The organism is Pseudomonas sp. 44 R 15, assembly GCF_900004965.1.
Lineage (GTDB): Bacteria > Pseudomonadota > Gammaproteobacteria > Pseudomonadales > Pseudomonadaceae > Aquipseudomonas > Aquipseudomonas orientalis_A.
In genome coordinates this window covers 24623-40025 of record NZ_CVTU01000053.1, presented here as the reverse complement: position 1 = coordinate 40025, position 15403 = coordinate 24623, and the positions used below count along the sequence as shown (strand labels likewise).

The 15403-nt window shown below is 62.2% G+C and carries 11 protein-coding genes; 10 read left to right on the top strand and 1 reads right to left on the bottom strand.

From position 1 onward, the window contains the following. The first annotated feature begins 309 nt into the window (after positions 1-309). The 3 genes from BFP93_RS06110 to choV all read left to right on the top strand — a co-directional run bounded on the left by BFP93_RS06110 (position 310) and on the right by choV (position 3347). On the top strand, positions 310-1257 hold the full coding sequence (locus BFP93_RS06110; protein ID WP_065885425.1) for a choline ABC transporter substrate-binding protein: 948 nt from the start codon (positions 310-312) through the stop codon (positions 1255-1257). 69 nt (positions 1258-1326) lie between these two features. Next, positions 1327-2172: a choline ABC transporter permease subunit gene (gene choW, locus BFP93_RS06105; protein ID WP_003194913.1), complete on the top strand. Its 846-nt coding sequence runs from the start codon at positions 1327-1329 to the stop codon at positions 2170-2172. Next, the gene (gene choV / locus BFP93_RS06100) at positions 2169-3347 is read left to right on the top strand and encodes a choline ABC transporter ATP-binding protein (protein ID WP_065885424.1); all 1179 of its coding nucleotides are present in this window, start codon (positions 2169-2171) and stop codon (positions 3345-3347) included. The genes choW and choV overlap by 4 nt, the downstream gene beginning before the upstream one ends. Before the next feature lie 145 nt (positions 3348-3492). Here choV and BFP93_RS06095 read toward each other — a convergent pair whose 3' ends face one another. Further along, on the bottom strand, positions 3493-5427 hold the full coding sequence (locus BFP93_RS06095) for a BCCT family transporter (protein ID WP_237140441.1): 1935 nt from the start codon (positions 5425-5427) through the stop codon (positions 3493-3495). A gap of 390 nt (positions 5428-5817) precedes the next feature. On the opposite strand from BFP93_RS06095, the gene betI reads away from it, so the two are divergent. From betI to mdtD, 7 genes are all read left to right on the top strand, one after another. Continuing rightward, positions 5818-6420: a transcriptional regulator BetI gene (gene betI, locus BFP93_RS06090; protein ID WP_057723583.1), complete on the top strand. Its 603-nt coding sequence runs from the start codon at positions 5818-5820 to the stop codon at positions 6418-6420. Between the two features lie 50 nt (positions 6421-6470). After that, positions 6471-7943, top strand: a complete 1473-nt coding sequence (gene betB / locus BFP93_RS06085) for a betaine-aldehyde dehydrogenase (RefSeq protein ID WP_065892444.1) — start codon at positions 6471-6473, stop codon at positions 7941-7943. Positions 7944-8102: 159 nt separating this feature from the next. Then, a complete protein-coding gene (betA, locus tag BFP93_RS06080) occupies positions 8103-9797 on the top strand; it encodes a choline dehydrogenase (protein ID WP_065892443.1) in 1695 nt (564 codons plus the stop codon). Positions 9798-9992: 195 nt separating this feature from the next. Continuing rightward, positions 9993-11435 carry a TldD/PmbA family protein gene (locus tag BFP93_RS06075; RefSeq protein WP_065892442.1) on the top strand — a complete coding sequence of 481 codons (1443 nt, stop codon included), beginning with the start codon at positions 9993-9995 and terminating at the stop codon, positions 11433-11435. Then, entirely contained in the window at positions 11435-12751 is a 1317-nt protein-coding gene (locus BFP93_RS06070) for a TldD/PmbA family protein (protein ID WP_065892441.1), read from the top strand. Before BFP93_RS06075 ends, BFP93_RS06070 begins: the two co-directional genes overlap by 1 nt. A 252-nt stretch (positions 12752-13003) precedes the next feature. Further along, on the top strand, positions 13004-13894 hold the full coding sequence (locus tag BFP93_RS06065; RefSeq protein WP_065892440.1) for an alpha/beta fold hydrolase: 891 nt from the start codon (positions 13004-13006) through the stop codon (positions 13892-13894). 35 nt (positions 13895-13929) lie between these two features. Continuing rightward, positions 13930-15357 carry a multidrug transporter subunit MdtD gene (gene mdtD, locus BFP93_RS06060; RefSeq protein ID WP_065885417.1) on the top strand — a complete coding sequence of 476 codons (1428 nt, stop codon included), beginning with the start codon at positions 13930-13932 and terminating at the stop codon, positions 15355-15357. Positions 15358-15403 lie beyond the last annotated feature (46 nt).

Below are 15403 nucleotides of genomic sequence, written 5' to 3'. Positions count from 1 at the left end.
ACACCGACGCATCCATGCTCACCAGCGTCGCTCGCGTGTAATGGCCTGTTTTGGGCGTTTTTTGCGGTGCAGAAGGGTAAAAACAGCGGTTTTACCTTTGGAAAAATCTGTAAGCGACGTCATCGGTACTGGATGCGACCCTCCCTGTACTGGATACGACGCCCCCTGTAGGCGTCAGATTTTCACTGGTACATGATCAGTCACGACTCGTTTGCAAGGCACCGTGCCAGAGCTGTCCAACGCACACTCCAATAGCAGCACTATAAAGCGCGGCGAATGCCGCCAGAAAAAACACAGGAGTCTACCCCGATGAAAGGTTCACCCTCGTTGTTGTTGGCCGCCATGCTGAGTCTGCCGGTCATGGCGCACGCCGCAGAACCGGAACAGTGCAAGACCGTCAACTTCTCCGATGTCGGCTGGACCGACATCACCGTCACCACCGCGACCACCAGCGAAATCCTCAAGGGCCTGGGCTACAAGCCGCGCACCACGATGATTTCGGTCCCAGTGACCTACAAGTCCCTGGCCGACGGCAAGAACATGGACATCTTCCTCGGCAACTGGATGCCGACCATGGAAAACGACATCAAGCAGTACCGCGAAGCCGGCACGGTGGAAACCGTACGTGCCAACCTGGAGAACGCCAAATACACCCTGGCGGTGCCCGAGGCGCTGTATGACAAGGGCCTGAAAGACTTCGCCGACATCGCCAAATTCAAGGATGAGCTGGGCGGCAAGATCTACGGCATCGAGCCGGGCAACGACGGCAACCGCACCATCCAGACGTTGATCGACAAAGACGCCTTCGGCCTCAAGACCGCCGGTTTCAAGGTGGTCGAATCCAGTGAAGCCGGGATGCTCTCCCAGGTTGAACGCGCCTCAAAGCGCAACCAGGCCATCGTGTTCCTGGGCTGGGAACCGCACCCGATGAACACCCGCTTCAAGATGAAGTACCTGACCGGGGGTGACGATTCGTTCGGCCCCAACTACGGCCAGGCCACCATCTACACCAACACCCGCAAGGGCTACACCCAGGAATGCAGCAACGTTGGCCAGTTGCTGAAAAACCTGGTGTTCACGCTGGACATGGAAAGCACCCTGATGGGTAACGTCCTGGACGACAAGATGAAGGCCGACGCCGCCGCCAAGGCCTGGCTGCAGAAGAACCCGCAAGTGCTCGACACCTGGCTCGCCGGTGTCACCACCGTCGATGGCAAACCAGGACTCGACGCCGTCAAGGCTTACCTCGCCAAGTAACCCCCGCTGACCCCGGGGCGGTGCGCTGCCCCGGGATGTATTCCCCTTCGCATGTGGACATTCACTACCATGCTGACTGAACAGAAAATCCCACTAGGCCAGTACATCGCTGCCTTCGTCGACTGGTTGACCCAACACGGTGCCAACTACTTCGACGCAATCGCATCGACACTGGAAACGATGATCCACGGCGTGACGTTTGCGCTGACCTGGTTCAATCCGCTGGCATTGATCGGTCTGATTGCGCTGCTGGCTCACTTTATTCAACGCAAATGGGGCCTGACGGTGTTCGTCATTGCCTCCTTCCTGCTGATCCTCAACCTGGGGTACTGGCAGGAAACCATGGAAACCCTCGCCCAGGTGCTGTTCGCCACCCTGGTCTGCGTGGTCATCGGCGTGCCGCTGGGCATTGTTGCCGCGCACAAGCCGATGTTCTACACCATGATGCGGCCGGTACTCGATCTGATGCAGACCGTGCCGACCTTCGTCTACCTCATCCCTACCCTGACCCTCTTCGGGCTGGGTGTGGTGCCTGGGCTGATTTCCACCGTGGTGTTCGCGATTGCCGCGCCCATCCGCCTGACCTACCTGGGTATCCGCGACGTTCCGCAGGAACTGATGGACGCCGGCAAGGCCTTCGGCTGCTCGCGCCGCCAGTTGCTCTCGCGCATTGAACTGCCCCACGCCATGCCGAGCATCGCCGCCGGCATTACCCAATGCATCATGCTGTCGTTGTCGATGGTGGTGATCGCGGCCCTGGTCGGCGCCGACGGCCTCGGCAAGCCGGTGGTCAACGCACTGAACACGGCCGATATCGCCCTGGGCTTTGAAGCGGGCCTGGCAATCGTATTGCTGGCCATCATGCTCGACCGTATCTGCAAACAACCCGACGCCAAAGTAGGGGGTGATGCATGAGCATTATCCGATTCGACAAAGTCGACGTGATCTTTTCCAAAGACCCACGCGAAGCGCTCAAGCTGCTGGACCAGGGCATGAGCCGTAACGAAATCCTGAAAAAAACCGGGCAGATTGTCGGCGTGGAAAACGCCAGCCTGGATATCGAGAAAGGCGAGATCTGTGTGCTGATGGGCCTGTCGGGCTCCGGCAAATCCAGTCTGCTGCGCTGCATCAACGGCCTCAACACGGTCAGCCGTGGCCAACTGTTTGTCGAGCACGAAGGGCGCCAGATCGACATCGCCTCCTGCACGCCGGCCGAGCTGAAAATGATGCGCACCAAACGCATCGCCATGGTGTTCCAGAAATTCGCCCTGATGCCCTGGCTGACGGTGCGCGAGAACATCAGCTTCGGCCTGGAAATGCAGGGCCGTCCGGAAAAGGAACGACGCACGCTGGTCGATGAAAAACTCGAACTGGTGGGCCTGACCCAATGGCGCAACAAGAAGCCGGACGAGCTGTCCGGCGGCATGCAACAGCGCGTCGGCCTGGCCCGTGCGCTGGCGATGGACGCCGATATCCTGCTGATGGACGAACCCTTCTCCGCCCTCGACCCGCTGATTCGCCAAGGCCTGCAGGATGAACTGCTGGAACTGCAGCGCAAGCTGAACAAGACCATCGTGTTCGTCAGCCACGACCTCGACGAGGCCCTCAAGCTGGGCAGCCGCATCGCAATCATGAAAGACGGCAAGATCATCCAGTACAGCGTGCCGGAAGAGATCGTGCTGAACCCGGCGGACGACTATGTGCGCACCTTCGTCGCCCATACCAACCCGCTGAACGTGCTGTGCGGCCGCAGCCTGATGCGGACGCTGGACAACTGCACGCGGGTCAACGGTTCGGTATGCCTGGACCCGGGCGGCGACTCCTGGCTGGACCTGGCCGAAGGCAACACCATCCAGGGCGCGCGGCAGAACGGCGTGGTGATGAACCTGCAGAACTGGGCGCCGGGGCAAGCGGTGGAAGGTCTGGGCCGGGTGCCGACGCTGGTGGACTCCAACATCGGCATGCGCGATGCGTTGCAGATTCGCTATCAGACAGGCAACAAGCTGGTGCTGCATGACAACAACAAGGTGGTGGGCATCCTGGGTGACAGCGAGCTCTACCATGCCCTGCTGGGCAAGAACCTGGGCTGAAGGAGCTGATCGTTCCCACGCTCCGCGTGGGAATGCCGCCTGGGACGCTCCGCGTCCCGCCAACGGTCCGCTGCGCTGGTGACGCGGAGCGTCACGGGATGCATTCCCACGCGGAGCGTGGGAACGATCATGGCAAGCCCAACTATCAGCTATAGACCCGGCCAAGGAGTTGCCGATGGCTTTCAAACTGATCGAGCACATCCCGGGTGATCTGCTCCTGGGTGAAGCCCATCAGGTCGTATTCCTGAGGCCCGTTGTGCAGGTACACCTCGGCACGGTAATACCGCGTGCGCTCTTCTTCAGGCAAGTCAGCCGGCGCCGACGAGTAGGCATCCAGGCTGACTTCATAGACAAACGGGTTGCCCTCTTCCATCTCGATCCGCACACCGATGCAGCGCTTGGATTTGCCCAGCAGCGTCTGCACGTGCAAACCCTGTTCACGCAACGCCGTCGCCGCTTCTTCAAGCGCCGGCGTGACGTGCTTGTCCATAAAGCGTTGCACGGTGCCCTGGCTCGGTTGCAGGTCCAGTGCGGTCAAGCGCTCGCTGAAGCCGCGACGCCCGCGTTCAGCCAACTGCGCCTGCTCCTGTTCGATGGCCACGTCCTGGCGCATGGCCTTGTGCAAACCGAACATGAACAGAATCAGCACCACCGAGAACGGCAGCCCCGCCAGCACCACCATGGTCTGCATGGCTTCGAAGTTGCCGGCGAACAGCAGGCCGATGGTCACCAGGGTAATCACCGCCGACCAGAAAATGCGCAGCCAGTGCGGCGCATCTTCATCCACGTTGCCGCCCTTGCACGACAGGTTGGCCATCATCACCGCGCCGGAATCCGCCGGCGTCAGGAACAGCACAAAGCCGACGAAGATCGACACACCGATGACGACTTTCGACGCCGGGTAATGCTCAAGCAACTGGTAGATCGCCATGGACGGTTGTTCCAGCGCGGTCTTGCCCAACTCCACGGCGCCATGGTTCAGCACCAGGTCCAGCGCCGAGTTGCCGAAGATCGACAACCACGCCAGGGTGAAGCCCAGCGGGATCAGCAGCACGCCGGCCACCAGTTCACGCACGGTCCGCCCACGGGAAATACGCGCAATGAACATGCCCACGAAAGGTGCCCAGGAAATCCACCAGGCCCAGTAGAACAGGGTCCACAGGCCCATCCAGCGTTCGGTCTTGGCGCCGTCGCCTTCATACACATACAGGTCGAAGGTTTTCAGCACGATACCGTTGAGGTAGTCACCGGTGTTCTGCACCAGGCCGTTGAGCAAGTGCAGCGTGGGGCCGAACAGCAGCACGAAGATCAGCAACCCGCTGAACAAGACGATGTTGAGGTTGGACAGGCGGCGAATGCCGTTCTCCACGCCCGACACCGCCGCGATGGTCGCCACGGTGCTCATCACGATGATCACGATCAGCAGGTTGGTGTTGCTGTGCGCCATGCCGAACAGGTTTTCCAGCCCCGACGACACCTGCATCGCACCAATCCCCAGGTTGGTCACCAGGCCGAGCAAGGTCACGAACATGCCGAAACCGTCCACCGCGTGGCCGGCCGCGCCTTTTACCCAGCGCTCGCCCACCAGCGGGTACAGCGCCGAACGCAAGGCCAGCGGCTGGTTATGGCGATACGCGAAGTACGCCACGGCCAGACCGACCAGCGCATAGATCGCCCAGCCATGCAGGCCCCAGTGCAGGAAGGTCAGTTGCAGGGCCTGACGTGCCGCGCCATTGCTGGCAGCCGCGCCTTCGGGCGGGTTGAAGTAGTGATCCAGCGGCTCGGAGGCGCCGAAGTACAGCAGCGAAATGCCGATGCCCGACGAGAACAGCATGCCGGCCCAGGCACCGTAGCTGAAGTCCGGGGTGTCGTCCTTGCTGCCCAGTTTCAATTTGCCATAGGACGAAAACGCCAGGCCGACCACGAACACCAGGTAGGCGGCGATGACCACCATGTAGTACCAGCCGAAGCTTTTCGACAGCCAGGCCTGGGCGACGCCGAGCATGCGCCCGGCCTCCTGCGGGGCGATGATCAGAATGGCAGTCAACAACAGAATCAGCGCGGTGGAGGTGTAGAACACCCAACCGTTGACCCGCACCTTTTCGGGCGGAGTCTTTATAAGAGAGGCAGAACTCATGGCGCAGATGCTCCGGGCAGTGCGAGAGAGAAACACAAGGCAACGGTTATCCCGGGACATCGATTTTTCGGCAGTCGACGGACGGGTGTTATAAAGACATCCCGAAAATCCCGGACCCCGCCGAAGCGGTGCCCAGGCCCTGATACGGCCTGTTTCAGGGGGTTTCGCAGATGTCAGAGGTCGCGGCTCTCAGGTAGGAAACTTCTGTAGGCAGCGACCATTTGTCGCAGAGCTTATTCTTTGTTGATTGAACGTTCAATCAAAACAAAATAGACTGGCCTTCAAGCCGACGGACGTGGATCGCCTGTCGGCAGGCCAAAGGAGAGGTGCTACATGCCCAAGGTCGGTATGCAACCCATACGCCGCCAGCAGTTGATCGAAGCCACGATGACGGCCATCGATCAAGTCGGAATGGGAGATGCCAGCATTGCGCTGATCGCCCGTTTGGCAGGCGTCTCGAACGGCATCATCAGTCACTACTTTCGGGACAAGAACGGCCTGATCGCAGCGACGATGCAGTACTTGATGAGCGTGCTGATGGAAAACATCCACGCACGTCGACAAGCGTTGAAGGATGACAGCCCGCGCGCCCACCTTCAGGTGATCGTCGCCGGCAACTTCGACGCCAGCCAGGTCAACGGCCCGGCAATGAAAACCTGGCTGGCCTTCTGGGCCTCCAGCATGCACCACCCGTCTTTGCACAGGTTGCAGCGGATCAACGATCAACGTCTGTATTCCAACCTGTGTTGCCAGTTCCGCCGTGCGCTGCCGTTGCCCGAAGCACGCAGCGCAGCCCGAGGCCTGGCGGCCCTGATCGACGGTTTGTGGTTGCGCGGTGCCCTGTCGGGAGACGCTTTCGACACGGAGCAGGCGCAACGCATTGCTCACGAATACATGGATTTCCAATTGGCCAAGCAGGTGAGTCAGAGCACATAACCGCTCAACTCCCGAACCGCGCCAACCACTTATGCACTTGCGAGGACTTTATGGCCCGTTTCGAACTGCAAAAACTCTACATTGACGGCGGCTACAGCGACGCTGGCAGCGATGCCACCTTCGAAGCCATCAACCCGGCTAACGGTGAAGTTCTCGCCCAAGTGCAACGCGCTACCAAGGAAGACGTTGAACGTGCCGTGGTCAGCGCCGAAAAAGGCCAGAAGATCTGGGCCGCCATGACCGCCATGGAGCGTTCGCGCATCCTGCGCCGCGCCGTCGACATCCTGCGCGAGCGCAACGATGAACTGGCCGCCCTGGAAACCCTGGACACCGGCAAGGCGTTCTCCGAAACCAAATACGTCGACGTCGTCACCGGCGCCGACGTGCTGGAATACTACGCGGGCCTGGTGCCGGCCATCGAAGGCGAGCAGATTCCGCTGCGCGACACCTCATTCGTCTACACCCGCCGCGAGCCGCTGGGCGTGGTCGCCGGTATCGGCGCGTGGAACTACCCGATCCAGATCGCCCTGTGGAAATCCGCACCGGCCCTGGCCGCCGGTAACGCGATGATCTTCAAGCCCAGCGAAGTCACCTCGCTGACCACCCTGAAACTGGCCGAGATCTACACCGAAGCCGGCGTTCCGGCCGGTGTGTTCAACGTCCTGACCGGCAGCGGCCGTGAAGTCGGCACCTGGCTGACCGAGCACCCGCGCATCGAGAAAGTCTCGTTCACCGGCGGCACCGACACCGGCAAGAAAGTCATGGCCAGCGCGTCGAGCTCCTCGCTCAAGGAAGTGACCATGGAACTGGGCGGCAAGTCGCCGCTGATCGTGTTCGAAGACGCCGACCTGGATCGCGCCGCCGACATCGCGATGATGGCCAACTTCTACAGCTCCGGCCAGGTCTGCACCAACGGCACTCGCGTGTTCGTGCCCAAGCACCTGCAGGCGGCGTTCGAAGCCAAGATTCTTGAACGCGTTGCGCGCATCCGTGTAGGCGACCCGCAGGACGACAACACCAACTTCGGCCCGCTGGTCAGCTTCGCCCACATGGAAAGCGTGCTGGGCTACATCGCCAAGGGCAAAGAGCAAGGCGCACGCCTGCTGTGCGGCGGCGATCGCCTGACCGACGGCGACCTGGCCAAAGGCGCGTTCGTGGCCCCGACCGTGTTCACCGACTGCACCGACGAGATGACCATCGTGCGTGAAGAAATCTTTGGCCCGGTGATGAGCATCCTCACCTATGAAACCGAAGAAGAAGTGATCCGTCGCGCCAACGACACCGACTTCGGCCTGGCCGCCGGCCTGGTCACCAAGGACCTGAACCGCGCTCACCGCGTGATTCATCAACTGGAAGCGGGTATCTGCTGGATCAACGCCTGGGGCGAGTCCGACGCGAAGATGCCGGTGGGTGGCTACAAGCAATCGGGTGTGGGCCGTGAGAACGGGATCAGCTCGCTGAACAACTTCACGCGCATCAAATCGGTACAGGTTGAGTTGGGTGATTACGCCTCGGTGTTCTGACACCCGAGCCTTGTATTGCCTGTAAGGCCGCCATCGGGGGCAAGCCCCCTCCCACATTTGACTGTGTTTACACATCTAAACTTGTGAACACAGTCAGTGTGGGAGGGGGCTTGCCCCCGATGAGGCCCGACCTGACCACACATCAAGAGGGTGCATCCAATGTCCCAAGAATACGACTACATCATTGTGGGTGCCGGCTCCGCCGGTAACACCCTGGCGACTCGCCTGACCGAAGACGAAGGCGTCACCGTCCTGTTGCTGGAAGCCGGTGGCCCGGACTACCGTCTCGACTTCCGTACCCAGATGCCCGCCGCCCTGGCCTTCCCGCTGCAAGGCCGCCGCTATAACTGGGCCTACGAAACCGATCCAGAGCCGCATATGGACGGCCGCCGCATGGAATGCGGTCGCGGCAAGGGCCTGGGTGGCTCTTCCCTGATCAACGGCATGTGCTACATCCGCGGCAACGCCATGGACTACGACAACTGGTCGAAGCTGCCGGGCCTGGAAGACTGGACCTACCTGGACTGCCTGCCGTATTTCCGCAAGGCCGAAACCCGCGACATCGGCCCCAACGACTACCACGGCGGCGAAGGCCCGGTCAGCGTGACCACGCCCAAAGCAGGCAATAATCCGCTGTTCCACGCCATGGTCGAAGCCGGCGTACAGGCCGGTTACCCGCGTACCGAAGACTTGAACGGCTACCAGCAGGAAGGCTTCGGCCCGATGGACCGTACCGTCACGCCCAATGGCCGTCGCGCCAGCACCGCACGCGGTTACCTGGACACGGCTAAAAAGCGTTCGACCCTGACCATCGTCACCCACGCCCTCACCGACAAAGTGTTGTTCGAAGGCAAGCGTGCGGTCGGCGTGCGTTACCTGATCGGCGCTGCCGAAGAGCGCGTCGAAGCCCGTGCGCGCAAGGAAGTGCTGGTGTGCAGCGGCGCAATTGCCTCGCCGCAACTGCTGCAACGCTCCGGCGTCGGCCCGGCCAAATTGCTGGAAAGCCTCGACATCCCGGTGGTCCATGACCTGCCAGGCGTCGGCGAAAACCTGCAGGATCACCTTGAGCTGTACCTGCAATATGCCTGCACCCAGCCCGTGTCGCTGTACCCCTCGCTGCTCTGGTACAACCAGCCGGCCATCGGTGCCGAATGGCTGTTCAACGGCACCGGTATCGGCGCCAGCAACCAGTTCGAGGCCGGCGGTTTTATCCGTTCGCGCCCGGAATTCGAATGGCCGAACATCCAGTACCACTTCCTGCCGGTCGCCATTAACTACAACGGCAGCAACGGCGTGAAAGAGCACGGCTTCCAGGCGCACATGGGTTCCATGCGTTCGCCAAGCCGTGGCCGCGTGCACCTGAAGTCGAAGAACCCACGGGACTACCCGAGCATCCTCTTCAACTACATGGCCACCGAACAGGACTGGCAGGAGTTTCGTGACGGCATCCGCCTGACCCGCGAAATCATGCAGCAGCCGGCGCTCGACCCTTACCGTGGCCGCGAAATCAGCCCGGGTATCGACGTGCAATCCGATGAGCAGCTGGACAAGTTCATCCGCGAGCACGCCGAGACCGCGTTCCACCCGTCCTGCTCGTGCAAGATGGGCACCGACGAGATGGCGGTGGTCGACGGCGAAGGCCGCGTGCACGGCATGCAGGGTTTGCGTGTGGTGGATGCGTCGATCATGCCGATCATCACCACCGGTAACCTGAACGCGCCGACGATCATGATCGCCGAGAAAATCGCCGACAAGATCCGTGGCCGCAAGCCACTGCCGCGCAGCACCGCCGACTACTACGTGGCCGGCGATGCGCCGGTGCGTGGCAAGCCGATGCGTGAAATTGCGCAGTAACTGAAACACTGCGGCGCTCCCATCGGGGGCAAGCCCCCTCCCACACTTTGATTTGTGAACACCTTCAAATGTGGGAGGGGGCTTGCCCCCGATGAGGCCCGAACAAACAACACACAACCACCTCCCTTGATCAGCTCCCAACCCCGGCCTACTCTGTTGGCCTGCCCGCGCTGAGCCGCCCACAAGGAAGGCCCCATGTTCGAACACCACGCCACGCTCAAAAAACACTTCAGTGCCCTGCGCACCAACGCCCAATTCTTCTCCCTGCGCTATGTCCGCGAATCCGGCCGATACCTGTCGGTACGCAAGAACGTCGCCGAACCGCCGCACCTGAGCCACGACGAAGGCGCCATGCTCACCGTGCGCCTCAACGGCGTGGAAGCCTACGCCGCGACCAACGATATTTCCCTGGCCGGCCTGCAAGCCGCCCTCGAGCGCGCCGAGCAGCAGGCCCGGCAGATCCTGCCCCACGCCCTGCTCGACCTGCGCGAGCAAGCGGTGTCCAGTGACGTTGCCGACTACCTGTCGCCCGACTTCGACCAGCCCTTCCCCACCCTGAGCGACTGCTACCAACTGCTCGGCGATGAGTCGGCTGCGGTGCCCAGGGATGAGCGCCTGGTCAGCTGGGACGTGAGTCTGGGCCAGACCACCGTCGAACAAATCTACCTCAACACCGCCGGGGCCGAATTGCGCCAGGCCCAGCGCTTTGTGTTCCCCGGCGTCAATGTCACGGCCTTCGACGGTAACGACAGCCAGACCCGCACCCTCGGCGGCAGCAACTTCGGCCAGCAAGGCGGGTTTGACGTGATCAGCCGCTTCGGCCTGATCGGCGCCGCGCCGCGCGTGGCCGACGAGGCCCTGCAACTGTTGCTGGCACCGAACACGCCCCAGGGTCCGCGTGACCTGCTGCTGATGCCCGACCAGATGATCCTGCAGATCCACGAGTCCATCGGCCATCCGCTGGAGCTGGACCGCATCCTCGGCGACGAGCGCAACTACGCCGGCACCAGCTTTGTGAAGGCCAGCGACTTCGGCCACCTGCAATACGGTTCAGCGCTGCTCAACGTGACCTTCGACCCGGACATCCCCGAGCAGCTTGCCAGCTACAGCCATGACGATGACGGCACCCGCGCCAGCAAGCAGTTCCTGATCCGCGAAGGGCTGCTGCTCAAGCCGTTGGGCGGCGCGTTGTCGCAATTTCGCGCCAACCTGCCAGGCGTCGCCAACAGCCGCGCCTGCGGCTGGAATCGCCCGCCCATCGATCGCATGGCCAACTTGAATATCGAGCCCGGCGATAAAAACCTCGCGCAACTGGTGGGCGGTATTGAACACGGCATCCTGATGTCGACCAATCGTTCGTGGTCCATCGACGATGCGCGCAACAAGTTCCAGTTCGGGTGTGAGTGGGGCCAGTTGATCGAAAACGGCGAACTCAAGGGTGTGGTGAAGAACCCCAACTACCGCGCCATTTCCGCGCAGTTCTGGCGCAACCTCAGCGCGGTCGGCGATGCCAGCACCTTCAAGGTGTTGGGCACGCCGAACTGCGGCAAGGGTGAACCCAACCAGGTGATCCGTGTGGGCCACGCCTCACCGGCCTGTGTGTTCAGCAACGTCGATGTATTCGGGGGGGACGCCTGATGAACAATTTCAAGGCACTGGTGGACTGGCTCAAGCAGGCCATCACCGACAACGAGCAATTTCACCTCGGCTACGCGGATGAATCGTCGGAATTCGTGCGGTTCAACCACGCGCAGGTGCGCCAGGCCGGCCAGGTGCAACAATCGAGCCTGAACCTCAAGCTGATCAACGACGGCCGCCACGCCGACCTGGGCATCACCCTGTCCGGCGAGCCGGCGCTGGATCGCCAGCGTCTGGCCGATGGCCTGCAACAACTGCGCGAAACCTTGCCGTTACTGCCGGCGGACCCGTACCTGTTGCTGAACCACGACGCCTGGCACAGTCACAACGAACAGCTACGCCCCCTGCCGAAGCTGGCCCAGGTGCTGCAAGACATCAGCCAGGCTGCAGAAGACGTGGACATGGTCGGCTTCTATGCCGCCGGTCCCATCAGCCGTGGCTTTGCCAGCTCCGACGGCGCGTTCGGCTGGCACCAGGCCAATAGCTTCAACTTCGACTTCAGCCTGTTCCACGCCAATGGCGAAGCGGTCAAGGCCAGCTACGCAGGGCACACCTGGGACAGTGCCGAGTTCGCCCGGCGCGTCCAACAGGCGCGCGACCAGCTCCACTTCCTGGGCCGACCGCTGCACCCGCTGGCGCCCGGACAGTACCGCGCCTACCTCGCTCCGGCGGCACTCGAAGAGATCATCAGCATCGTGACCTGGGGCGGTTTTTCCGCCCAGGCCATCGCCAGCAAAGGCAGCTCGTTGCAACGCCTGTATGCCGGCGAACAGCACCTGAGCCCGCTGGTGACCGTCAGCGAGCAGATCAGCGGTTCACTGAGCCAGGCCTTTTCCCCGGAAGGCTACCCGCGCAGCGATGTCAGGTTGATCGATGCAGGCCGCGCCGACGGGCAACTGGTCAACTCGCGCAGCGCCGCCGAATATGGCCTCAGTGCCAACGGCGCCGGCGGCGACGAGTCCCCCAGCGCCCTGCAGATGGCCGCCGGCAACTTGGCTCAGGCCGATGTCCTCAAGCAATTGGGCACCGGGCTGTACATCAGCAACCTGTGGTACCTGAACTACTCCGACCTGCCGGCGGCGCGCCTGACCGGCATGACCCGCTTCGCCACGTTCTGGGTGGAAGACGGCGAGATCAAGGCCCCGGTCAGCACCATGCGCTTTGATGACAGTGTGTACAGCCTGCTTGGCTCACAGCTGGAGGCGTTGACGGCCGAGCGAGAGCTGCTGTTGTCAGCCAGTACGTACGGCCAGCGCAACACCGCGTCGAATCTGCTGCCAGGCGCCCTGGTCAAACGCCTGACCCTGACGTTGTAAATACAAAACCCCTGTGGGAGGGGGCTTGCTCCCGATGACGGTGTATCAGTGACACATGTACTGACTGACACACTGCTATCGGGAGCAAGCCCCCTCCCACATTGTCCTGAGTTGATTTCAGACAGCTCGGTTTCAACCCTTCCTACCGCCAATTCCCTTCTTCGTGCTCTTCGCGGGCAGGCCTGTTGTCGCCTGCAAAAAACCTCGTTATAAGAGCTAGTGGCATACCGCCACACAACAGGGAGTGTTGCGATGACCCAGGGAAGTTTTGTCATAGAGAAGCTGTACAAGCACTACAACGTCCATGTAGAGCAACTGGGCAACGACCCGCGCAGAAAAACCGTGTTGCTGGTCAACGGTGCACTGTCCACCACGCGTGCCTTTGCGCGCACCAGCAGGTGCCTGGCCGGGCATTTCAATGTGGTGCTGTTCGACCTGCCTTTCTCCGGCTACTCGCGTGAATACAACACCGACCTGGACCTGGTGACCAAGGACGACGAAGTGCAGATGCTCCGCGCCCTGGTGGAGCGCTTCGAGGTCAACCACCTGGTATCGGCCTCCTGGGGCGGTATCTCCACGCTGCTGACCCTGGCGCACAACCCGCCGTCCATCGAAAGCTCGGTGGTGATGGCCCTCGCCCCCAACCTCAACCCGGCCATGCTTGCGTACGTGGAGCGCGTGCGTGTGCTGATCGAGGCCGATGACAAATCCGCCGTGGGCCACCTGCTCAACGAGACAGTCGGCAAATACCTGTCGCCGCGCCTCAAGCGCAACAACCACCGCCACCTGTCGAACATGGCCACCACCGAATATCGCCAGGCGCGTTTTCATATCCACCAGGTGTTGGCGCTGGGCGATGGCAACTACTTGCCGGCGCTGCGGCACATTGCAACACCGGTGCACTTCCTCAACGGTACGCTGGACGAATACACCCCTGCCGCCGAAGCCCGTTTGTTCGGCGATTACGTAGGGCGCAGCAGTTTCGCCGTGGCCGAACACACCGGCCATTTGCTCGACCTGGAATCACGCGAGGCGGCGCTGGCGGTGCATCGTGCCTTGCTGGATTTTCTGGTGGGCGAGCACGCCGCGTTGTCGGCTATAGACGAACCGCTAGTGGGAAAAACAGCGACGAATGGCGCATAATCGCCAACACATAGCCTGCTAACAAAAGGGTTCCCATGCCGAATCGTGCCCCTCTCGACGCCAAGACCGCCCGCTGGCTCCCCTGGGTGGTCGCGATTGCCTTCTTCATGCAGTCGCTGGACGGGACGATCCTCAACACGGCGCTGCCGGCCATGGCCCGGGACCTGGCGGAAAACCCGCTGCGCATGCAGGGCGTGGTCATTGCCTACATGCTCACCGTCGCCTTGCTGATCCCCGCGTCGGGCTGGATCGCCGACCGCTTCGGCACCAAGAAAATCTTCTTTGGCGCCATCCTGCTGTTCAGCATCGGATCATTGTTGTGCGCCTTGTCCAGCAGCTTGAGCATGCTGGTGGGTGCGCGGGTGATCCAGGGCCTGGGCGGCGCGCTGATGCTGCCGGTCGGGCGCCTGGTGGTCCTGCGCGCCTATCCCCGTTCCGAGCTGGTGCGGATCATGGGCTTCATTACCATCCCCGGCCTGCTCGGCCCATTGCTCGGCCCGACCCTGGGCGGCTGGATGGTGCAATACCTGACCTGGCACTGGATCTTCCTGATCAACTTGCCGGTGGGCATGATCGGCTGCTACGCGGTGTGGAAGTTCATCCCCGACCTGCGCGGCAGCGAGCGCACGCGTTTCGATAGCCTCGGCTTCCTGCTGTTCGGCGCGGCCATGGTGCTGATCACCATCGCCATGGAGGGCCTGGGCGAACTGCACCTGCCGCACCTGCGGGTGATGTTGCTGCTGTTCGGCGGGCTGGCGTGCCTGGCGGCGTATTGGCTGCGCGCCGGGCATATCGACAACGCCCTGTTCTCGCCGGTGCTGTTCAAGACCCGCACCTTTGCCGTGGGCATCCTCGGTAACCTGTTCGCGCGCCTGGGCAGCGGTGCGCTGCCGTTCCTGGTGCCCTTGCTGTTGCAGGTGGCGCTGGGTTATTCGCCGTCACAGGCCGGCATGAGCATGCTGCCGCTGGCGGCGGCGGCGATGTTTGCCAAGTCCATCGCCCGGCCGTTGATCGAGCGCCTGGGTTATCGCGTGGTGCTCACCGGCAACACCCTGGCCCTGGGCGCCATGCTCGCGAGCATGGGCCTGGTCAGCGAGCAAACCCCTTACCCGCTGCTGCTGGCGATGCTGGCGGTGCTCGGCGCCATCAACTCGCTGCAATTCACGGCGATGAACACCGTGACCCTGATCGACCTCGACGACGCCCAGGCCAGCAGCGGCAACAGTTTGCTGTCGGTGGTGGCACAACTGTCCCTGAGCCTGGGCGTGGCCTGCGCCGGTGCCCTGCTCGGCGGGTTCACCCTGGAGACCGGCAACGATGGGGTGAACACGGTGCTCGGCGCGTTCCAGCTGACGTTCCTCACCGTGGGCATCATGGCGATGCTGGCGGCGGCGATCTTCCTGCAATTGTCGCCAAAAGACGGCAAACGCGTGGTCAGCCGCGAGCATGATATCGAGCACTGACCGGCGTCTCGTCTAGAACTTGCGGGGAAATTCCCACGAGACTGGT

Excerpts from the sequence above, each read along its gene's own strand:
- betI (WP_057723583.1), top strand. The coding sequence starts at position 5,818 with ATGCCCAAGGTCGGTATGCAACCCATACGCCGCCAGCAGTTGATCGAA.
- BFP93_RS06075 (WP_065892442.1), top strand. The coding sequence starts at position 9,993 with ATGTTCGAACACCACGCCACGCTCAAAAAACACTTCAGTGCCCTGCGC.
- choV (WP_065885424.1), top strand. The coding sequence starts at position 2,169 with ATGAGCATTATCCGATTCGACAAAGTCGACGTGATCTTTTCCAAAGAC.
- mdtD (WP_065885417.1), top strand. The coding sequence starts at position 13,930 with ATGCCGAATCGTGCCCCTCTCGACGCCAAGACCGCCCGCTGGCTCCCC.
- choW (WP_003194913.1), top strand. The coding sequence starts at position 1,327 with ATGCTGACTGAACAGAAAATCCCACTAGGCCAGTACATCGCTGCCTTC.
- BFP93_RS06110 (WP_065885425.1), top strand. The coding sequence starts at position 310 with ATGAAAGGTTCACCCTCGTTGTTGTTGGCCGCCATGCTGAGTCTGCCG.
- betA (WP_065892443.1), top strand. The coding sequence starts at position 8,103 with ATGTCCCAAGAATACGACTACATCATTGTGGGTGCCGGCTCCGCCGGT.
- BFP93_RS06070 (WP_065892441.1), top strand. The coding sequence starts at position 11,435 with ATGAACAATTTCAAGGCACTGGTGGACTGGCTCAAGCAGGCCATCACC.
- BFP93_RS06065 (WP_065892440.1), top strand. The coding sequence starts at position 13,004 with ATGACCCAGGGAAGTTTTGTCATAGAGAAGCTGTACAAGCACTACAAC.
- betB (WP_065892444.1), top strand. The coding sequence starts at position 6,471 with ATGGCCCGTTTCGAACTGCAAAAACTCTACATTGACGGCGGCTACAGC.